This window comes from Cycloclasticus sp., assembly GCA_040743155.1.
In the GTDB taxonomy this organism is placed as follows: domain Bacteria; phylum Pseudomonadota; class Gammaproteobacteria; order Methylococcales; family Cycloclasticaceae; genus Cycloclasticus.
The window spans coordinates 1035117-1054807 of the sequence record JBFLJU010000001.1 but is presented as its reverse complement, the minus strand read 5'-3'; the positions used below and the strand labels follow the sequence as shown (position 1 = coordinate 1054807).

Annotated in this window: 19 protein-coding genes; 9 read left to right on the top strand and 10 right to left on the bottom strand. The window is 42.3% G+C overall.

What is annotated here, in order from left to right; all coding sequences use genetic code 11:
* Positions 1–136: 136 nt before the first annotated feature.
* The 5 genes from AB1Y31_05080 to AB1Y31_05060 all read right to left on the bottom strand — a co-directional run bounded on the left by AB1Y31_05080 (position 137) and on the right by AB1Y31_05060 (position 4648).
* On the bottom strand, positions 137–958 hold the full coding sequence (locus tag AB1Y31_05080; GenBank protein MEW4982536.1) for a nodulation protein NolW: 822 nt from the start codon (positions 956–958) through the stop codon (positions 137–139).
* Positions 955–1473, bottom strand: coding sequence for a GNAT family acetyltransferase (locus AB1Y31_05075; protein ID MEW4982535.1), 519 nt, complete (start codon positions 1471–1473; stop codon positions 955–957). The genes AB1Y31_05080 and AB1Y31_05075 overlap by 4 nt, the downstream gene beginning before the upstream one ends.
* 216 nt (positions 1474–1689) lie before the next feature.
* Complete coding sequence (gene purB / locus AB1Y31_05070) at positions 1690–3069, bottom strand: adenylosuccinate lyase (GenBank protein MEW4982534.1); 1380 nt, start codon at positions 3067–3069, stop codon at positions 1690–1692.
* 16 nt (positions 3070–3085) lie between these two features.
* A complete protein-coding gene (gene mnmA / locus AB1Y31_05065) occupies positions 3086–4177 on the bottom strand; it encodes a tRNA 2-thiouridine(34) synthase MnmA (GenBank protein ID MEW4982533.1) in 1092 nt (363 codons plus the stop codon).
* Positions 4178–4198: 21 nt separating this feature from the next.
* Positions 4199–4648, bottom strand: coding sequence for an NUDIX hydrolase (locus tag AB1Y31_05060; protein MEW4982532.1), 450 nt, complete (start codon positions 4646–4648; stop codon positions 4199–4201).
* Between the two features lie 179 nt (positions 4649–4827).
* On the opposite strand from AB1Y31_05060, the gene AB1Y31_05055 reads away from it, so the two are divergent.
* From AB1Y31_05055 to AB1Y31_05045, 3 genes are all read left to right on the top strand, one after another.
* Positions 4828–5511, top strand: coding sequence for a glutathione S-transferase family protein (locus AB1Y31_05055; GenBank protein ID MEW4982531.1), 684 nt, complete (start codon positions 4828–4830; stop codon positions 5509–5511).
* Positions 5512–5556: 45 nt separating this feature from the next.
* Positions 5557–6024, top strand: a complete 468-nt coding sequence (locus tag AB1Y31_05050) for a hypothetical protein (GenBank protein ID MEW4982530.1) — start codon at positions 5557–5559, stop codon at positions 6022–6024.
* 61 nt (positions 6025–6085) lie between these two features.
* The gene (locus AB1Y31_05045; GenBank protein ID MEW4982529.1) at positions 6086–7267 is read left to right on the top strand and encodes an MFS transporter; all 1182 of its coding nucleotides are present in this window, start codon (positions 6086–6088) and stop codon (positions 7265–7267) included.
* A gap of 230 nt (positions 7268–7497) precedes the next feature.
* Here the strand turns inward: AB1Y31_05045 and AB1Y31_05040 are convergent, their stop codons facing one another.
* Positions 7498–8409, bottom strand: coding sequence for a LysR family transcriptional regulator (locus AB1Y31_05040; protein ID MEW4982528.1), 912 nt, complete (start codon positions 8407–8409; stop codon positions 7498–7500).
* 123 nt (positions 8410–8532) lie between these two features.
* On the opposite strand from AB1Y31_05040, the gene aceB reads away from it, so the two are divergent.
* The 5 genes from aceB to clpA all read left to right on the top strand — a co-directional run bounded on the left by aceB (position 8533) and on the right by clpA (position 15783).
* A complete protein-coding gene (gene aceB / locus AB1Y31_05035; protein MEW4982527.1) occupies positions 8533–10116 on the top strand; it encodes a malate synthase A in 1584 nt (527 codons plus the stop codon).
* 53 nt (positions 10117–10169) lie between these two features.
* Positions 10170–11768, top strand: a complete 1599-nt coding sequence (locus AB1Y31_05030; protein ID MEW4982526.1) for an isocitrate lyase — start codon at positions 10170–10172, stop codon at positions 11766–11768.
* Between the two features lie 141 nt (positions 11769–11909).
* The gene (locus tag AB1Y31_05025; GenBank protein ID MEW4982525.1) at positions 11910–12473 is read left to right on the top strand and encodes a hypothetical protein; all 564 of its coding nucleotides are present in this window, start codon (positions 11910–11912) and stop codon (positions 12471–12473) included.
* A gap of 712 nt (positions 12474–13185) precedes the next feature.
* Positions 13186–13515, top strand: coding sequence for an ATP-dependent Clp protease adapter ClpS (gene clpS / locus AB1Y31_05020; GenBank protein ID MEW4982524.1), 330 nt, complete (start codon positions 13186–13188; stop codon positions 13513–13515).
* Between the two features lie 3 nt (positions 13516–13518).
* Entirely contained in the window at positions 13519–15783 is a 2265-nt protein-coding gene (gene clpA / locus AB1Y31_05015; GenBank protein ID MEW4982523.1) for an ATP-dependent Clp protease ATP-binding subunit ClpA, read from the top strand.
* Positions 15784–15786: 3 nt separating this feature from the next.
* Here clpA and infA read toward each other — a convergent pair whose 3' ends face one another.
* The 4 genes from infA to trxB all read right to left on the bottom strand — a co-directional run bounded on the left by infA (position 15787) and on the right by trxB (position 18534).
* Positions 15787–16005: a translation initiation factor IF-1 gene (infA, locus tag AB1Y31_05010; GenBank protein ID MEW4982522.1), complete on the bottom strand. Its 219-nt coding sequence runs from the start codon at positions 16003–16005 to the stop codon at positions 15787–15789.
* Between the two features lie 91 nt (positions 16006–16096).
* Positions 16097–16870, bottom strand: a complete 774-nt coding sequence (locus tag AB1Y31_05005) for an arginyltransferase (GenBank protein ID MEW4982521.1) — start codon at positions 16868–16870, stop codon at positions 16097–16099.
* Positions 16867–17559 carry a leucyl/phenylalanyl-tRNA--protein transferase gene (gene aat / locus AB1Y31_05000; protein ID MEW4982520.1) on the bottom strand — a complete coding sequence of 231 codons (693 nt, stop codon included), beginning with the start codon at positions 17557–17559 and terminating at the stop codon, positions 16867–16869. The genes AB1Y31_05005 and aat overlap by 4 nt, the downstream gene beginning before the upstream one ends.
* A 15-nt stretch (positions 17560–17574) precedes the next feature.
* A complete protein-coding gene (gene trxB / locus AB1Y31_04995) occupies positions 17575–18534 on the bottom strand; it encodes a thioredoxin-disulfide reductase (protein MEW4982519.1) in 960 nt (319 codons plus the stop codon).
* An 87-nt stretch (positions 18535–18621) separates the two neighbouring features.
* On the opposite strand from trxB, the gene AB1Y31_04990 reads away from it, so the two are divergent.
* Entirely contained in the window at positions 18622–19677 is a 1056-nt protein-coding gene (locus AB1Y31_04990) for an alanine dehydrogenase (protein ID MEW4982518.1), read from the top strand.
* Positions 19678–19691: the final 14 nt, after the last annotated feature.

Here is a 19691-nt window from a genome sequence, read left to right as displayed (position 1 = left end):
AAAGAATTTAGCCGCAATAAACCACTGTCGCTCGGGTGTTGAATAAAAAACCGATAGTGCTAGAAAGCACTCAATTTAACTCGAACAGTCGCTTCAAGTCCGCATGCTATATTTCAGCACCTTGAAAAAATCAGCGTTAATCGTTTAAAGTTTTTTGATCCAAATCAACTACCTTCACCCAAATAGTGTTCTTTTGTTTAGTTGTTTGTGCGTGCCGACCCAATATTTTCGATGATGTTTGGGTCGAAGTATCATCAATACCCGCCAATTGAATCCAAGTGTTCAAACGACCTCGTATAACACTAGAGGCACGAGTAAATTCAGCGGATGTTCTGTTTTTAGATAAGGGGTCTTCATACCAAGGGGCAATTTCTAAAATAACCGAGCCGTTAGCTAAGCGGGGTGTAACGTAAAAACCATTGGATGCTTCTTGGTAGTTTGTTGAACTTGATATATGACTATGATTGCCGTACTGCTGAACTTGAATATCTGTAATCGGTTCGCTTACGCCTTCAGAAATATGCGCTGTGTGACCTTCTAATACCTGAATCGTTTGGTTGTTTTTATTACTTGAATTATCTTTTGTACTGTAGATTTTTACGCGGCCTTTATACGAGCTTTTTAGATCTGAACCGACACCAATATTAATGCGATTGTTGACGTTGTAGCCTTCTGTTTGTCGATTAAACTGACCATCACGGTTTACATAAATAATAAGGCGATGTGCGGGTTGGTCCAGTTTTTTGATGAGTTTTTTGATATCCGCCATGTTTTCAGGCTCGACGCGAAGTATTAGTTCATTATAACCTGCACCGATGGTTTCACCAGGCTGTAAAAAAGGCCTGATGGCGGGAATGATATCCTCTGGCGCTCTATGGCTTAATGAATAAAACGTTAGCTCAGCTAGCACGGGTGTTGCCAAGGCGAAAAGTATCGTGGCGGCTAATATTTTAATCATAGTGGTATTGAACGAAGCTCAATGTCAGGCGCGCTTTGCTCCCAAGCCTCTTTAAAATAAGATAAAAACCTAGCCGTATTTTCAGCATCGGCGAAGTTACAAATCCCTGCATAATGTTGATGGTTCGGTAGTTGGAAATATGCACTTCTGTCAAAGCAGACAAAATCATCTTCACGCGAAGAAACCACCGAGTCTATTTTTTTGAAAAAAATACTACTTGAATGCCGGTGAGATAACCCGAGTAAACGATGCGAGATGCGAGTTATGGGGCGACTTTCGTTCACTAGGATATTGACCTTGGTTCTAGAGTTTTTTAAACAAAATTTTTCAAAAGCAGAAATAACAGGCTCTGTATCGAAAACAGTGGGGTTTAAGGTGTGGCTGTAAATGCTTATGCTTGACCGGCATTGATTGATCAAAGAGACTAATGCCAGTATGTCTTCTTCAAAAGACATTAAATTGAAGATTGCTTCTGTTTTTCTAAAAACAGCGTGCTCTAGTTCATAGGTTGACATTAGAAGATCCTCAATAAGTTTAATTGATAAGAATAGTTAACCAGTGCTTTTATCTAATTGCAAATAAAGCAAAAAAAAACCGAATCAAACGATTCGGTTAAGTGTACAAGGCGTAAAGCTTAAAAAGGGGAGAGGGAGAGAAATAAGCTCTTCAAACCGCCTTGTTGAATTAACTATAGCAAGTAAACCTTAACAAACCATGAACTCCGTCACACTTTACGAGTTATGTGTAATATTTTTTGCGAGTTCTTCGGCGCAACCCGTGTAACTAGCAGGTGTCATTTCTAATAATAACTGCTTGGCATCATCTGGCATGTCTAGAGTTTTGATAAACGCTTGCATAGATGCTTGATCTATACCTTGCCCACGTGTGAGTTCTTTTAGTTTTTCATAAGGTTTCTCAATGCCATAGCGACGCATAACTGTTTGAATAGGTTCCGCCAGTACTTCCCAATTTGCGTCTAGGTCAGCCAATAATTTCGCTTCATTGATTTCCAGTTTAGAAATACCTTTTTGAAGTGATTTAAAAGCAATAAGGCTATGCGCTAAACAAGTGCCTAAATTTCTTAAAACAGTTGAATCTGTAAGGTCACGTTGCCACCTTGAAATAGGTAGTTTCTCTGAAAAGTGATTCATTAAGGCATTTGCAATACCAAAATTGCCTTCCGCATTTTCGAAATCAATCGGGTTTACCTTGTGCGGCATGGTTGAGGAACCAATTTCGCCGGCAATCGTTTTTTGTTTGAAATAACCAACCGAAATATAACCCCAAGCATCCCGTGAGAAATCGATAAGAATGGTGTTTATTCTTGCCAGCACATGGAAGTACTCAGCAATGTAATCATGTGGTTCAATTTGAATGGTGTAAGGGTTAAATGTTAGGCCGAGAGATTCAACAAAATTTTCAGCAAACGTTGGCCAATCGATATCTGGATAAGCCGAGTAATGCGCATTGTAGTTACCGACGGCGCCATTGATCTTACCCATAATATCAACATCTTCAAGCTGCAATAATTGGCGATCCAGACGAGCTACGACATTGGCAAACTCTTTACCCATGGTACTTGGTGATGCCGTTTGACCATGTGTTCTAGAGAGTAAAGGCGCTGATGCGTACTGAACGGCTTTCTCTTTAATATCATCAATAACATTAGCAATGGCAGGCCCCATCACTTCATCGCGACCCTCTTTTAGCATCAGTGCGTAGGACAAGTTATTAATATCTTCTGAGGTGCAGGCAAAATGAATAAATTCATTAACGGCTTGTAGCTCAGCGTTGTCCGCTGTTTTTTCTTTTAGGAAGTATTCAACGGCTTTAACGTCATGGTTGGTCGTGCTTTCAATCGTTTTGACACGCTGTGCATCATCCAACGAGAAAGTGCTCACAATGCCGTCTAAAAGATGATGTGTTTCATCAGAAAAAACGGGGACTTCCGCAATCTCATTGTTTTCAGATAACGCTTGTAACCAACGCACTTCAACTGTTACACGGGCTTTAATTAAGCCAAATTCTGAAAAAATAGGGCGTAGCTCGTCTACTTTGCTGGCATAGCGTCCGTCAACGGGGGAAAGGGCGTTTAGTTTATCTAGAGTCATTAGTTTGAATATTCGTTTAGTTGTTTGAAGAAGTTGAGTCTATTATACCGCCACCGAGGCAAATAGCGCTGTCATAAAAGACTACCGATTGCCCAGGGGTGACGGCGCGTTGTGGTTCATCGAAGTGAACAATGCATCCGTTATCAACGACGCTAACTTGGCAAGCTTGATCCTGTTGTCTATAGCGCGTTTTCGCGGTGCAACGAAAGCTGGAAGAGGGGGCTTTTCCGCTTGCCCAGCTAAGTTGGGAGGTATTCAGCGAGTCACTTTGCATTAAGCTGTGATCGTGACCCTGCGCGACAACGAGGATATTGTTGATTAAATCCTTTTTAACCACGTACCAAGGCTGATCAGGCGCGTCTTTAACACCGCCAATGCCCAAACCCTGTCGCTGGCCTAATGTGTAATACATAAGCCCTTGATGCTGACCGATAAGGGTGCCTTCAGGTGTTTTTATATCGCCCGGTTGAGCCGGTAAGTACTGCTGTAAAAAATCTTTAAACTTGCGTTCGCCGATAAAGCAAATACCGGTACTGTCTTTTTTACGGCTATTGATAAACCCTGCTTTTTGCGCAAGTTCTCTAACCGCTGGTTTTTGCATATCACCAATAGGGAACAAAGAGCGGCTCAGCTGTGCTTGCCCGAGTGTATATAAAAAGTAGCTTTGGTCTTTGTTGGAATCTAAGCCGCGCAGTAATTGAAATTGATTGTCTTGCTGAGCGATTTGCGTGTAATGGCCTGTCGCAATATATTCTGCGCCAAGTTCCGTTGCGTAGTCTAAAAAGGCTTTAAACTTAATTTCACGGTTACACAGGATATCGGGATTGGGTGTTCGTCCGGCAGCGTATTCGCTTAAAAAGTCTTCAAACACGTTATCCCAGTATTCGGCCGCAAAATTAACCGTTTTAAGCTCAATGCCGAGTTTATCGCACACCTGTTGCGCGTCTTCTAAATCTTCTTTAGCCGTGCAGTATTCGCTTCCGTCGTCCTCATCCCAATTTTTCATAAACAAACCGGTAACATCGTAGCCCTTTTCGAGCAAGACAAGCGCAGAAACTGAAGAGTCAACACCACCGGACATGCCGACAATTACTTTAGTATTATTCATAGAAACAAAGAGTTAAAAGGACTATTTAATGAAAGACTTTATCATGTCTAATGGGTATTTTTTACCGGCAAGGTAGTCGTTGATGCTTTCTAAAATGATAGGGCTTCTCAACCTGTCTTGGTTTGCTAGAATGTCCTCGTGTGCCATCCAAAGCGCGCGAATAATTCCTTCATCAAGCTTCGTCTCGACGTTTTTCTCACACACAGAGCCAGAGAAAGTGCTCCGAAAGTAGGTCGTCTCGTTGTCTCCGTTATGCCATAAATAAGACCCAACAATCGCTTCAGGTGTAAAGCGATAACCCGTTTCTTCTAGTGTTTCACGAATAACGGCTGCCTCAACGCTTTCATTCGGTTCTAAATGTCCTGCTGGTTGGTTTAATACTGGACCCGAAGGTGACTCTTCCTCAACCATTAAAAACTTGCCGTTTAGCTCCACAATAGAGGCTACGGTGACATTTGGTTTCCAGATCATACGGGGGCAACAATAATTATGAATTAAATATTATAGAATAAAACGTCTGATAAAAAATCCTCATTTTAGCTTTCTTACGTTACCATCAAGCTTGTAATTTTCATCTGCAGGTACAAGCTTCTCATTACAATTTAGCTAAAACAGGAGTTAGCTTTATGTCTAGTTTAAGGTTGTTTCATATGGCAATACAAAGTTACGGCCATTCACGGGCCTTTCGATGTGTTTGGCTTCTTGAAGAACTTGGAGTCGACGACTTCGAAGTCTGTATGCTAACCCCAGGGCTGCCTTATGCGCCGCAAATGCAGAAGTACGGCGTTATACGTTCACATAAAATCCCCACATTACAAATGGATGGCCATGAAATTGGAGAGTCTGGCGTTATTTCACAAGTCATTGCTGAAAGGTATCAGGCGCACCATCAACTACTGGGCGACCCTGATGAGCGTCTAGAAATGTTGCAGTGGATTGCAATGGCAGAAACATGCCTTACCTTTCGAATGCCTCTTTTCCATTTACTTATGGGGAACGGAAAGGAGTTGAAGAACCTGCAATCTGAGATAATTGAGCCCATGCAAAATGTTTTAAGGGAAAACGTTGCACATTTTGAATCTCATTTTGAAAAGCACGGTAGCGATTACCTTTTAGACAGTGGCTTTAGCGTGGCCGATACTATGTGCGGCTTTAGCCTACACATGGGCGACTCATGGGGTCTTATGGATTTAAAAACAGGTAATTCACCAAGGACCTTGGCGTATCTAGAGCGTATGAGAGCAGGGCCAGCCTTTAAAAACGCAGAAAAATACGCAGAGGTTAAACCGGGGCTTTATGGGCGCGGCTGTGTTCCCATTAACTATCCTCTTTAATTTTAACGAGGCATTTTCTTTTTACAACGACGTGAGAGGTGTTTTATGAATTGGGGTGCAATTGGAGCTATTAGTGACATAGTGGCGGCTTTCGCAGTCGTGGTATCGTTAGTGTACCTATCCCTCCAAATTAGAGTGCAAAGCAAGGAAACGCATGCCTTAGCAATGCATGAAATAGCTGCGGCCTTCCGAGAAAATATTGGAAAATTTTCCGAAGAGGGGCTGGCTGATATCGTTATCAAAGGTATAAAAGATATAGGTTCACTTGATGAAAAGGAAAGGTTCATACTTGTTAGCTCTATGAATCAACTCCTACGTGTTTGGGAAGAAGCCTACATTATGAATAAGAGTGGCAGACTTGATGATGATTTGTGGAGATCGATTACTAAGCAGTACGCTTCATTTATGGGCTCACCACCCGTCTTTTATGTATGGAACATTAGGAAAGAGTTTTATAACGATGGATTTAGGGAATATGTAGATAGCTGTGAATCCACCGAATATAAAGTATGACTTGTAATGTATAGCACTTTAGGCAAGAGTAGCGCCATCAAAAAGCACCTAAGGAATAGTTATGAATAAGAGGGAATCAACGCATTGGGTCGGTATCGGTCTAACCTTTATTATTGGTGTGGTAGCCTCTATCGCCATTACAAAAGCAAGCCCCGCTTTACTCGTTATACAACGTGAGTTGGCGTTAAGCGCTGTTCAAGTGGGTTGGATCATGTCCTCAGTATCGATTGCCACCGTTTTACTAGGCATTATTGCCGGTAGGCTTTCGCAACAATATGGTTCAAAAAGAATATTACAAATAGCCTTGTTGTTACTGTTCTTTTCGGCTTCTTTTAGTTTTTTAGTAGAATCTTCTGCGAGCATTATGGCTATTCGGGTGATTGAAGGGATTGCTATTATTTTAATTTCGGTTTGCGCCCCTACACTTATCTCGCACCTTTCCAAGCCAACGGATACCGGCTTAAGTATGGGTGTCTGGTCAGTTTGGATACCCGCTGGCAGCTTTATTGTGTTTTTATCAGCGCCGCTTATTCTTCAAGAACTAGGCTGGCGTTGGTTGTGGTTTTCCACGGGCATACTGGCAATACCATTATTATTCCTTTTACGGTATATCCCCGATATTTCGTTTAAGTCGGTGAAAGCTAATAATGAGGGTAATTCAAAAGAATTTGTATTTGGTGCTGTCGTTCTAAGCTCCGTATTTGTCTGTTTTGCCTGTGTTCTTTTTAGTTTATTAACTTTTCTACCGTCTTATTTAATCAATAATCACCAATTGACTAATTACTCCGCCTTATGGGTTAGTTCCTTGTTGCCTCTGAGTGTTATCCCAGGCTGTGCACTTTGCAGTGTGTTAATTCATCGGGGTATTAGGCCCACGCAGATGATGATCTACCCAACTTGCCTAGTCGCCTTAATTTTTAGCATAGTATTTAATTTTCAATATACCGATGGCATGGGCTTGTTGTTACTGGCTTTCCTCGGCGTAACGATAGGCATGATTCCCACCGCTGTTTTTGCGCAGGCACCACGTATGCCAGCAAACCCTAAAAACATTGGCTTAGTGCTAGGTATTGTTGTGACAGGGCAGGGAGTTGGGATTTTATTAGGAACGCCTTTTGTTGGCCTATTAATGGGCGAGGCGTTTGATTGGCAGTCTGTTTATTTCTTTTATCTAGCCATGTCGGGGGCAATTTTACTGTTAGCAAAGCCTCTGGATAGGTTGCAACACTCCAGCTACCATTAAGGGATTAGATGAGCCGTTGCTCGTCAGACTTTTACTAGATAAGTGAGTGAATGGAAGCGATTATGGCGCTGATCGATACGCTCACAACTATAGTTGTGGTTAGTAGTATTGCTGTTGCTATTATTAGTAACGTAAGCACGGTCTCAGTTTTGTGTTCTTAGGTGCTTATGTGTCACGCTAGCCACAGGGGCATGGCATTCTTGAAATTGCTCTATCTAGGGTAATAGTCGTTAAGAGGCTTGAAAAAAACTCGGGTCAATCAGTTCAATAAAGTTCTTAGCTGGTAATGATAGGTTGCCCTTCCTTTTCATCGTAACTCCATAATAATAATCAGGAAAATATTTTGATAATGGCTTGGCAATAAGTTGCTCATTACCGGTTAAGGAGACGCTGGTAACGATAGATAAGCCCAAGCCTAGCTCTACGTACTTTTTAATAATTTCCCAACTCCAAGCTTCTAGTGACGTTTTATAACTTAATTTATGTTTCTGTAATACATCATCAACGATGCGCCAAGTATTTAGGTGTTTTGGCGGTAAAATCAGCTCGTATTGAACAATATCGCGCAAGCTCACGTCTTCCATAGACGCAAGAGGGTGACCAAAGGGCATGATGAGTACGGGCACAAAGCGGTAAACCTGTTTATAGATAATATCAGCAGGTACTTCGAGCATTGGGCCTACCGCAAAGTCCACTTCATTATTCCTAATGGCTTCAACACCGGATTTACCCGATACGTTATGCAGCCGTATATGAACATTTGGGTAGCGCTGTTTAAACGTTTCAATAATACTTGGCAGTAAGTACAAGATGCTGGCTTCCCCTGCAGCTATATTAATTTCGGTGGTTTCTTCGGGGTTATGAACGGCCTTAAATCGAGTAGGTAAGCTGTCCATTTGTTCAACGAGAGGCTTTGCCAGTTCAAGTAATTTTTTACCTGCGTCTGTTAAGGTGATTTTGGGACCATTTCTAGTGAATAGTTTAGCCTTAAGCTCCTTTTCTAGGCCCTGAATTTGCAAAGAGACGGATGGTTGGCTCAACTGTAATAAATCGGCAGCTTTTGAGAACCCACCTACCTTTGCAGCCATACAAAAAGATCTAAGCTGTTTGTGCCGGTTTGACTTTATGATGTGATCGTTCATAACTGACATTCTATCATTAATTTTCTTAATGATAGAAATAGCTTTATTGGGATTGTAAGGGGGTAGAAAGTCAATATAATGCATTGCACAAACCAACTTGATGATGATTTTAGGGGATTTAAAATGAAATCTTTAACTTTTAAGGGTGAGATGTTACCCGAGTACAGCAGTATCTTTAGCGATGAAGCTAATACCTTTGTAGCAACACTAGCCGAAGAGTTTGCACCACGCGTCGCTGAATTACTTGCCGCACGTAAAACTAGGCAAGCTGAAATTGATGCGGGTGAATTACCTGACTTCTTAGCTGAAACGAAAGACATTCGTGATGGCGATTGGAGTATTTTAGGTGTTCCCGATGATTTACAGGACAGACGTGTCGAAATCACCGGCCCTGTTGATCGCAAAATGATCATTAATGCCTTAAACGCGAATGTAAAAGTGTTTATGGCTGACTTTGAAGACTCTTTATCACCAACGTGGGAAAAAGTTGCTCAAGGCCAAATAAATATGCGTGATGCGGTTAATGGCACGATCACACTAGATGATCCTAAATCGGGCAAGCACTACGAGCTAAACGAAGATCCAGCCGTATTGATCTGCCGTGCACGTGGCTTGCACTTGCCAGAAAAGCACGTCCAATTAGAATGCGAAAATATCCCAGGTGGGCTTATTGATTTCGCGTATTACTTCTTCCATAACTATAAAGAGTTATTGGCAAAAGGTTCAGGCCCTTATTTCTACATTCCTAAGCTCCAGTCGCACAAAGAAGCGCGCTGGTGGGCGGACTTAATGGACAAGGCTGAAGATTTAGTTGGCCTAGAACGTGGCACCGTTAAAGCAACTGTTTTAATTGAAACATTGCCAGCCGTGTTCGAAATGGATGAAATTCTTCATGAATTTAAAGACCATATTGTTGCTTTAAACTGCGGCCGTTGGGATTACATTTTCAGCTACATTAAAACTCTGAAGAACTACCCAGATCGCGTCCTTCCAGATCGCCAAGCGGTAACAATGAACAAGCCTTTCTTAAGCGCGTACTCACGTTTATTAATTAAAACTTGCCATAAGCGTGGTGCATTGGCGATGGGTGGCATGGCGGCTTTCATTCCAGCTAAAGACCCAGAAGAAAATGCAGCGGTGTTAAAGCGCGTTGTAGGCGATAAAACATTAGAAGCACAAAATGGCCACGATGGCACATGGGTTGCTCACCCGGGACTTGCGGATACTGCAATGGCAGTTTTAGATGAATACATCGGTGAAGGCAATGCCAATCAAATGGCTGTGTCACGTGCTGATGACGCTGAAGTAACCGCTGCTGACTTACTAGAGCCGTGTGAAGGCGATAGAACGGAAGAGGGCATGCGCGCTAATATCCGCATCGCTGTGCAATATATTGAAGCGTGGATACAGGGCAATGGTTGCGTGCCTATTTATGGTTTGATGGAAGACGCGGCAACGGCTGAAATTTCACGTTCATCCATCTGGCAGTGGATTCACCACGGTAAAGACCTAAGCAACGGCAAGAAAATTACCGTTGAATTATTCCGTGAATTTATGAGCGAAGAAATGGACACGATTAAAGGCGAAGTAGGCGAAGAACGTTTTAACGCCGGTCGTTTTGATGAAGCCGCGAAGCTTATGGATCGCTTTACCACATCCGAAGAACTGGCCGATTTCTTGACTGTATCCGCTTACGAATATTTGTAAAACTTTATTAACTTTAACTATTTTTAACTTAACTCACTAACAAAGGAGACAAAATGTCATCTTATACTAATGATATTAATGCTGTTTCAGCATTGGTAGAAGCCAAGGGTTCATCATGGGACCCCATCAACCCTGAATCAATTGCACGTATGCGCGCGCAAAACAAATTCAAAACAGGTCTTGATGTAGCACAATACACCGCTGACATCATGAACGCTGACATGGCTGCATTTGATGCGGACAAGACTAAATACACTCAGTCTCTAGGTTGCTGGCACGGTTTTATCGGTCAACAAAAAATGATTTCAATCAAAAAGCATTTTGGTGGAAAAACAGACCGTCGTTACCTTTATCTTTCAGGTTGGATGGTTGCTGCATTACGTTCTGATTTTGGTCCTTTACCTGATCAATCAATGCACGAAAAAACATCTGTTGCGTCTTTAGTTGAAGAGCTATACACATTCCTACGCCAAGCGGATGCACGTGAACTAGGCGGTTTATTCCGTGACCTAGACGCAGCACGTGAAGCGGGTGATGCTGCTAAAGAAACAAGTATTCAAGATAAAATTGATAACCACGTCACTCACGTTGTGCCAATTATTGCGGATATCGATGCGGGCTTTGGTAATGCAGAAGCAACTTACCTCATGGCTAAGCAAATGATCGAAGCGGGTGCTTGTGCACTTCAAATCGAAAACCAAGTCGCTGATGAAAAGCAATGTGGTCACCAAGATGGCAAAGTAACGGTTCCTCATGCTGACTTCCATTCTAAAATTCGCGCATTACGCCACGCTTTCTTAGAACTAGGTATTGATAACGGCATTATCGTTTCACGTACTGATTCTGAAGGTGCTGGCCTTACTAAAGAAATAGCTGTTGTTAAAGAGCAAGGCGATCAAGGCGATCGTTACAACTCTTTCTTAGACGTTGAAGAAATTGACGTAGCGGACATGGCTGAAGGCGATGTATGCTTCAACCGTGATGGTAAATTGGTTCGTCCTAAGCGTTTACCTTCAGGTCTATACCAATTCCGTCAAGGTACTGGTGAAGAGCGTTGCGTATTTGATTCTATCGAAGCCATTAAAGCGGGTGCCGATCTTCTTTGGATTGAAACTGCAACGCCAAGCGTTAAAGACATTGCTGGCATGATGAATGCGGTGCGTAAAGAAATCCCCGATGCGAAACTTGTTTACAACAACAGCCCATCATTCAACTGGACACTTAACTTCCGTCAACAAGCATTCGACGCAATGGTTGCAGCGGGCGAAGATGTTTCTGGCTACGACCGTGCTGGTTTAATGAGTGCTGAATACGACGAAACTGACTTAGCCCATGCGGCCGATGAAAAAATCCGCACATTCCAAGCTGACTCTGCTCGTGAAGCGAACATTTTCCATCACTTGATCACATTACCTACTTACCATACAGCTGCCTTGTCTACAGACAACTTAGCGAAAGAGTACTTCGGTGAGCAAGGTATGCTGGGTTACGTAGCTGGCGTACAGCGTAAAGAGATCCGTCAAGGTATTGCCTGTGTGAAACATCAAAACATGTCTGGTTCAGACATGGGCGATGACCACAAAGAATACTTTGCTGGTGAAAACGCGCTTAAAGCGGGCGGTGCGAAAAACACATCTAACCAATTCTCATAATTTGAGACTGGCTAGTTAAGCTTTTTTTATAAAAGCTTAAGTTGTTATAAGGGGCGACTTTTTTAATTGAAAGTCGCCTTTTTTATAAGTACATTTAAAATGCCACTGCTAATAACCCACTAAACCAACAGTAAATAAATTATGAGTGATATTCCAAGTTATCTACGGGACGGAACACATCTGTTAACAAAAGACGGCTTTGCAACGGGCAATATTTGGTACCACGGAACATCATCTTCCTTAGCCGATTCTATAAAGTCACATGGCTTAAAGCGTTCAGGCGATAAAGCGATGAAGCAAGCAGCGAAAAACACGATGGCAACAATTGGCAATAGCTATACTGAATCGATTGAGCCCGTATTTTTAACGCAAAGCAAAGAGCTAGCTTACTACTGGGCGCAGCAGACAGTTCGAGAGCGACGTGTTCGTTTTGAGGGTGAGGAAAGTGCAGTCGTTTTTGAAGTTGAATTACCCGAAGAGCAGAACGCTAAGGTTCTCCCTGATGTGGGCGCAGCTAGTTTGCTGATGGTTAAAGAGGGTGAGGCGTACATGACTCATGTCGCTAAAATATACCAAGATTGTAGTGCAGGTGTGCTAGATATTGATTTGATGAAGGCCAGTCGTTTAGAGTATTTGAATAAGCTGGGAATGGCTTATATTAATCAAGATATTGACGCAGAGTTTGTTTTACTTGTTTCTAAGTGAGCATTTATTGAGTCCTCAGCATATCTACTGCGCTTGACAATACGGCGCCGCTTAAAGCGCCTACTGTTGATATAAATCAGCTCAAAATTCTCATTTACATAAGTAGCAAAAGTAGGCCTCATGAGAAGAACTGAGTTTGTTCGCTAATTTTCGCCTTATCTTGCCTGCACTCGCTAGGTTATGCAGTGACTTCAATTCTTAGAGTATCTTTTTCTGCTCGTGTTTTTACCAGCAAAAAAACCATCTGACACAGCCGCACTATCTATCTCTGTAGATGAGAAAAAACCGCAGCTTTTCAATTTCCAAGCAGGTGCAGCGCGTGAACCCGGTATTTTCCATCACCTTATTACTTTGCCTATTTAGCACACCGCTAGCTTGAAATATAAAGCCAGAGCCCCCACTTTATGATTCTCTGCTTTTTATACCCAAATAGCATAAATTTCGTGTAAGCCAAAAAAATGGCTCAAAACAGCTTTATATTTAAAGAGCCTAAGTCTTAATAGAAAAGAATTAACGTGTATTTCATTTGGCTTTATACCCAAGGGGCATAAGTCTCTTAGAAATGAATAAAAACACATTTCATTCGGCTTTATACCCAAAGGGCATAAGTCTTATAGAAATGAATAAAAACACATTTCATTCGGCTTTATAGAACAAGGCAGCTATTTTTCTGTCAAAATAAACATCAACCTATTGGAAGTATATTTTAAGAATGCCTGATTTACCTTTTAAAGATGATGATGACGAGGGCAACCTAGCGGTACAAGAAGCTAGGCCCAAGTTACAAAAACCACCTATGTACAAGGTGTTATTATTAAATGATGATTTTACACCGATGGATTTTGTAGTTTCTATTTTGCAAACGATCTTTTATAAAGATAAAGAAGAGGCGGTTAGGATTACAATGAATGTGCATACAAGTGGTATTGGCGTGTGTGGCGTTTATACTAAAGATATTGCAGAAACAAAGGTGCAACAGGTTTTAGCGTACTCTCAGGAGAGTCAGCACCCTTTGCAATGTACATTAGAAGAAGTGGAGTAAATTATGCTTAACAAAGAATTGGAACAATCCCTAAACGATGCATTTAGGCGTGCGCACGAAAAGCGCCAAGAGTTCATTACGGTAGAACACTTATTGCTAGCGATGATGAGCAATAAATCCGCATGTGAAGTCTTTCAAGCTTCGGGTGGTAATGTGGAGGCTATGATCGTTGAGCTTGAAGCCTATTTGGAAGAATCAACCCCAATTATTCCTAGTGATGTTGAGCGTGAAACTCAACCAACTCTTGGCTTTCAACGTGTTTTACAGCGTGCTGTCTTCCACGTGCAATCATCCGGTAAGAAGGAAGTAACGGGTGCGAATGTCTTGGTTGCCATCTTTAGTGAACAGGATTCACAGGCCGTTTATTTAATGAACCGTCAAAACGTTAGTCGCCTTGACGTTGTTAACTTCATCTCTCATGGCATAGCGAGGATTGAAGATGATGATATGAGCAACTTTGAAGAGATTCCTAACGTAGAAAGTGACGAAGCGGCAAATGATCCGCTAACAAAATACACGGTGAACCTAAATGAGCAAGCCAAGCTTGGAAAAATTGATCCACTGATTGGTCGTGAGACAGAATTAGAGCGCACGATACAAACATTATGTCGGCGACGCAAAAATAACCCGTTACTTGTTGGTGAGGCGGGTGTTGGTAAAACAGCGATTGCTGAAGGGTTAGCGTTGAAGATTACGGAAGGCAATGTACCGGAAGTGCTTGAGGATACGACTATTTACTCATTAGATATGGGCTCATTAGTGGCGGGTACGAAATATCGAGGTGACTTCGAAAAACGACTAAAAGGCTTGATCAATCAGTTAAAAACTCAAGAAAAAAGCATCCTATTTATTGATGAAATTCATACGATTATTGGGGCGGGATCTGCTTCAGGTAGCGTAATGGATGCATCAAACATGATTAAGCCAGCTTTGGCTTCTGGTGATTTGCGCTGTATTGGCTCTACTACTTATAAGGAGTTTAGGGGTATATTTGAAAAAGATCACGCCTTGGCAAGACGTTTTCAAAAGATTGATATTAACGAACCATCCGTGGACGATACGATTCAAATTTTAAGAGGTTTGAAGCCTCGTTACGAAGAACATCATAATATTGAATATAGCTCAGATAGTATTGAAACGGCGGCCAAGTTGGCGGACCGTTATATAAATGACCGCTTTTTACCCGATAAAGCGATTGATGTGATCGATGAGGCAGGTGCGAAACAGCGTTTATTGCCAGAAGGTGAACGGCAAGACATCATTCTAACCAGTGATATTGAGAAAATTATTGCTCAAATTGCGCGTATTCCTGAAAAAAGCATTTCCTCTCAAGATAAAGACAAACTTAAAGATTTGGCGCGCAATCTTAACTTAGTTGTGTTTGGCCAAAACGAGGCCATCGAGAAACTATCAGATGCGGTTGTCTTGAGCCGTGCAGGGCTTGGGCATGAGGAAAGAACCATCGGCTCATTTTTATTTTCTGGCCCAACCGGTGTTGGTAAAACTGAGGTCACTACTCAGCTCGCAAAAATACTTGGCGTCGACTTAATTCGTTTCGATATGTCTGAATACATGGAGCGGCATACCGTGTCACGCTTAATTGGTTCACCACCAGGTTATGTGGGTTATGACCAAGGCGGCTTGCTAACGGAAGAAGTGAACAAACACCCGTATGCGATTTTGTTATTGGATGAAATCGAAAAAGCGCACCCCGATATTTTTAATTTGTTATTACAAATTATGGACCATGGTACGTTAACGGATAATAATGGCAGAAAGGCCGACTTTAGAAACATTATGTTGGTGATGACAACAAATGCCGGTGCTCAAGAGGCAAGTCGTGCGTCGATTGGTTTTACAGAGCAAGAGCATTCATCAGACAGCATGAAAGTTATTGAAAAATCATTTTCGCCAGAATTTAGAAACCGGTTAGATGCGGTTGTTCAATTTAAAGCATTGGGCGAAGATACCATCATCCACGTAGTGGATAAGTTTATATTCCAGCTTGAAGCCCAGCTTCATGAGAAGAATGTCACGCTAACCTTGGAACCTGAAGCACGTAGCTGGTTAGCCAAGAAGGGCTATGACCCTAAAATGGGTGCAAGACCGATGGACCGTACGGTTCAAGAGCACATCAAAAAACCGTTGGCTAACGAACTATTATTTGGTCGGTTAACAAACGGTGGGACTGTTAAGGCTTACGTGAAGGATAATAAGATTGACTTTATTATCACTGAAGCAAGAAAAGATTTGGTCGGGCAGAGTTAGCGCTTATTTTACTCGGTATGTAATGCGGCCTTTAGTGAGGTCGTAAGGTGTCATTTCTACTTTTACGCGGTCACCCGTTAGGATACGAATGTAGTGTTTACGCATTTTTCCTGAGATGTGCGCTGTGATAACGTGACCATTTTCTAATTCAACGCGAAACATTGTATTTGGGAGCGTGTCTTTTACTACGCCTTCCATTTCAATCTGATCTTCTTTTGCCATGTCTTCCTTTAAAATAATTAACTAAACGCTTGATTAACAAGCTAATGCGGCGCGATTTTACACTATTTAGCCGCCTTAAGTGTGAATTGGATTAAAAACTTAGTATCGAATGTAACGAAGCGCTCTGAAAGGGCAGTTGATCCTTTTTATTATAAGAGCGCCAACGGCCTTCAATTAACATTTCAATCGGTCTGAAATTAGCTTTATAAGACATTTTTACTGAGTCTTTGATGTAATACCCAAGGTATAAATGCTTCTTTTCAAATGCTTGAGTAGCTTTAATCTGCTGTAAAACACTATAGGTACCTAGGCTTCTTGCCGAATAGTCAGGATCAAAAAACGTATAGACCGCGGAAAGCGCTTCTGAAAAAACATCAGTGACCGAGACCGCTACTAACGTGTTTTCCAAATATGTTTCATAAATCAGTGTGTTGCCAAATGACTCACATAAGAATGCTTGATATTCTTTTGTACCAAATTTTTCCATTGAGCCACCTGGGTGTTTATACGCTTGATAGCGTAAATATAAATCATAGTGCTCCTCCGAAAAGGCAGCCTTAACGGCACGAAATGATAGGTCTTTGTTTTTTACTAAGAGCCGTCGTTGACTTTTCGAGGGCTTGAAATCCTGGACATTAACTCGACAGGAAATACAGGCGCGACATGATGAACAATGTGGCCGATAAGCATAATGTCCGCTTCGCCTGAAGCCTACACTAATCAGGTATTCATAGATGTCGGGCGTCACTTCTATCTCGGGTGAGATAAAAATACTTTGTGCCAATTGGTCGGTCAAATAGTCACATTTTTGTGGTGATGAAATATAAAGTTCCAGCTGCCGACCGGGTTTAGAGGGTGTTGTCATGTCGCCAACCAAGCCTTTGCTGAAGCACTCTTTGAGCAATATAAACCCAGCTGTTGTGCAAACAACTCTCGTGAAATAGTTGCTGCGCCGAAGCTATTAAGGTGATCTGATTGGACTTGACAGTCAATCAGTTCGTAGCCCCAGTTACTTAATTGTTTACACAAAAAAGAAAAACCAACTTTTGACGCATTATCTAGATGACTAAACATAGACTCACCAAAAAAAACTTGCCCGATACTGATGCCATATAGCCCACCTACCAGTTTATCATTTGACCACACTTCAATCGAATGGGCGTGACCTAAGTCAAATAAGGTTTGGTAGGCGTCAATCATTGAATGGGTAATCCAAGTGCCTTGCTGACCATCTCTCGGCGCAGAGCAAGCCAAAATAACTTCGCTGAAAGCTTTGTCTGTGGTACAGGTGTAAGTGCCTTTGTTAATGAACTTTTTAAGGCTGCGTGAAAGGTGAAATTGTTTGGGCCTTAAAACCAGCCTAGGGTCGGGCGACCACCAAAGGATAGGTTGGTCGTCTTCAAACCAAGGAAATACACCGTGACTATACGCGTTTAATAAACGCTGGGGGCTTAATGACCCCCCAGCGGCTAACAGGCCATTTGGCTCTTCAAGTGCGGTGTTTAAAGCGGGGAATGGCGTTGCATCATCATCTGGTTCAAACCACGGCAGCATCCTGAGTTTCGACCTTTAGCTGGCGTCTAAATCATCAAGAAACCGTTCAGCGTCTAACGCGGCCATGCAACCTGAGCCAGCCGAGGTTATGGCCTGTCTATAAATAGAATCGGCAACATCACCAGCGGCAAAAATGCCGGGGATACTGGTTTGTGTCGCATTGCCTGAATTGCCACTTTCGGTGGTTAAATAACCACGTGGCATATCTAGGTGTCCGTTGAAAATTTGAGTATTAGGCGAATGGCCAATGGCGATAAAGACACCTTCGAGGTCGATGTTTTTTGTACTACCGTCTTGAGTATTCTTAATGCGAATACCCGTGACGCCCATGTTATCACCTAAGACTTCGTCCAGTTGATTGAACCACTCGACTGAAATATTACCATCAGCCACTTTTTTCATTAACTTGTCTGATAAGATTTTTTCTGAACGAAACGAGTCTCGACGATGGATAACGGTAACGTGTTCAGCAATATTGGATAAATACAGCGCCTCTTCAACAGCTGTGTTACCACCACCGATAACAGCGACCCTTTGTTTTTTATAGAAAAAGCCGTCGCAGGTTGCACAAGCAGAGACACCTTTGCCTTTAAATGCATCTTCTGAAGGTAGGCCTAAATATTTAGCTGACGCGCCCGTAGCTATAATTAATGCGTCGCAAGTGTATGTTCCAGCGTCACCTTTTAAGGTAAATGGTCGCTGTTGCAATTCAGTCGTGTGAATATGATCAAATTGAATCTTTGTGTCGAAACGTTCGGCGTGTAGCTTCATTCTGTCCATTAATTCTGGGCCTTGCAATCCGTCAATATCGCCAGGCCAATTATCTACATCGGTCGTTGTCATCAGCTGCCCACCTTGTTCAATACCGGTAATTAATAATGGCTTAAGATTGGCTCTAGCTGCATAAACAGCGGCTGTGTAACCCGCGGGACCAGATCCTAAAATAATTAACCGGTGGTGTGAATTCTCGCTCATGAATAACTCCTTATTTAAACTTTTGTAGACAATTTCCAAAGTCCTGTAGTATGGCGATAAGACTGAATTAGGTAAAGCGTTAAGCATATGAATATTGGTATTCCAAAAGAAATCAAAACTTCTGAAGGTCGTGTTGCTCTCACGCCCGATGCTTGTGCAGAGCTGGTTAGTAAAGGGCATGCTATTTTTGTTGAGCAGGGGGCCGGTTGTTTAAGCGGTTTTACTGACGATGAATACCGCCAAAAGGGGGTGAAAATTTGTGTGTCGGCTGAAGAGCTTTATGGACTTAGCCTGCTTATTGTGAAGGTTAAAGAGCCGCTGGAAGGGGACCTTAAATATTTAACTGCCGAGCATGTGCTTTTTTGCTTCCTCCACCTTGCTGCCAACATAAAATTGGCGGATGATTTATCAACTATCGGTTTGACGGCGATTGGCTTTGAATCTGTTCGAGAAAATGGTCAATTACCAATCCTTAAACCAATGAGTAAGATAGCGGGAAAATTATCGGTTCAAATTGGCGCGACGTTATTGCATCAATACCAAAAAGGGGTAGGTTTATTGCTTGGAGGCTTGCATGGTAGCGTTATTGATAAAGGGCAGGTGTTAGTTTTAGGTGCGGGTTCTGCGGGGAAACAAGCGGCGTTATTAGCAAGCCAGCTGGGTGCTAACGTTTTCGTTTATGATAAATCTATCGAGGCGCTATCTTCAATTACCGACATAGATCCTCTGATCAACATCATCAATAATAAGGTTGATTGTTTATCATTAGTCAACACAACGAACTTATTGATAGGGGCGCTGCTTATTCCAGGAAAGAAAACGCCACATTTTATAAACCGCTCTCACCTAAAGTTGATGGCTAATGGTTCCGCTATAGTCGATATCTCGGTTGATCAAGGTGGCTGCGTTGAAACAACTCGCGCCACGACTTATGACGCGCCAACCTTTGTGGAAGAGGGTGTTGTCCACTTTTGTGTGGCGAATATGCCCGGCGCAGTTCCTAGGACGGCAACACAAGCCTTGTCTGCAGTATTACCGGCGTATATTCACCGTTTAACGAGAACGAGTTGGTATGACGAAGATACCGTGATGAAATTAGCCGTTAATGTAAAAGAGGGAAAGACTTTAATCAACCTACTCTAAGACATTAACGGCCA

Excerpts from the sequence above, each read along its gene's own strand:
- AB1Y31_05080 (MEW4982536.1), bottom strand. The coding sequence starts at position 958 with ATGATTAAAATATTAGCCGCCACGATACTTTTCGCCTTGGCAACACCC.
- AB1Y31_05075 (MEW4982535.1), bottom strand. The coding sequence starts at position 1,473 with ATGTCAACCTATGAACTAGAGCACGCTGTTTTTAGAAAAACAGAAGCA.
- purB (MEW4982534.1), bottom strand. The coding sequence starts at position 3,069 with ATGACTCTAGATAAACTAAACGCCCTTTCCCCCGTTGACGGACGCTAT.
- mnmA (MEW4982533.1), bottom strand. The coding sequence starts at position 4,177 with ATGAATAATACTAAAGTAATTGTCGGCATGTCCGGTGGTGTTGACTCT.
- AB1Y31_05060 (MEW4982532.1), bottom strand. The coding sequence starts at position 4,648 with ATGATCTGGAAACCAAATGTCACCGTAGCCTCTATTGTGGAGCTAAAC.
- AB1Y31_05055 (MEW4982531.1), top strand. The coding sequence starts at position 4,828 with ATGGCAATACAAAGTTACGGCCATTCACGGGCCTTTCGATGTGTTTGG.
- AB1Y31_05050 (MEW4982530.1), top strand. The coding sequence starts at position 5,557 with ATGAATTGGGGTGCAATTGGAGCTATTAGTGACATAGTGGCGGCTTTC.
- AB1Y31_05045 (MEW4982529.1), top strand. The coding sequence starts at position 6,086 with ATGAATAAGAGGGAATCAACGCATTGGGTCGGTATCGGTCTAACCTTT.
- AB1Y31_05040 (MEW4982528.1), bottom strand. The coding sequence starts at position 8,409 with ATGAACGATCACATCATAAAGTCAAACCGGCACAAACAGCTTAGATCT.
- aceB (MEW4982527.1), top strand. The coding sequence starts at position 8,533 with ATGAAATCTTTAACTTTTAAGGGTGAGATGTTACCCGAGTACAGCAGT.
- AB1Y31_05030 (MEW4982526.1), top strand. The coding sequence starts at position 10,170 with ATGTCATCTTATACTAATGATATTAATGCTGTTTCAGCATTGGTAGAA.
- AB1Y31_05025 (MEW4982525.1), top strand. The coding sequence starts at position 11,910 with ATGAGTGATATTCCAAGTTATCTACGGGACGGAACACATCTGTTAACA.
- clpS (MEW4982524.1), top strand. The coding sequence starts at position 13,186 with ATGCCTGATTTACCTTTTAAAGATGATGATGACGAGGGCAACCTAGCG.
- clpA (MEW4982523.1), top strand. The coding sequence starts at position 13,519 with ATGCTTAACAAAGAATTGGAACAATCCCTAAACGATGCATTTAGGCGT.
- infA (MEW4982522.1), bottom strand. The coding sequence starts at position 16,005 with ATGGCAAAAGAAGATCAGATTGAAATGGAAGGCGTAGTAAAAGACACG.
- AB1Y31_05005 (MEW4982521.1), bottom strand. The coding sequence starts at position 16,870 with ATGACAACACCCTCTAAACCCGGTCGGCAGCTGGAACTTTATATTTCA.
- aat (MEW4982520.1), bottom strand. The coding sequence starts at position 17,559 with ATGCTGCCGTGGTTTGAACCAGATGATGATGCAACGCCATTCCCCGCT.
- trxB (MEW4982519.1), bottom strand. The coding sequence starts at position 18,534 with ATGAGCGAGAATTCACACCACCGGTTAATTATTTTAGGATCTGGTCCC.
- AB1Y31_04990 (MEW4982518.1), top strand. The coding sequence starts at position 18,622 with ATGAATATTGGTATTCCAAAAGAAATCAAAACTTCTGAAGGTCGTGTT.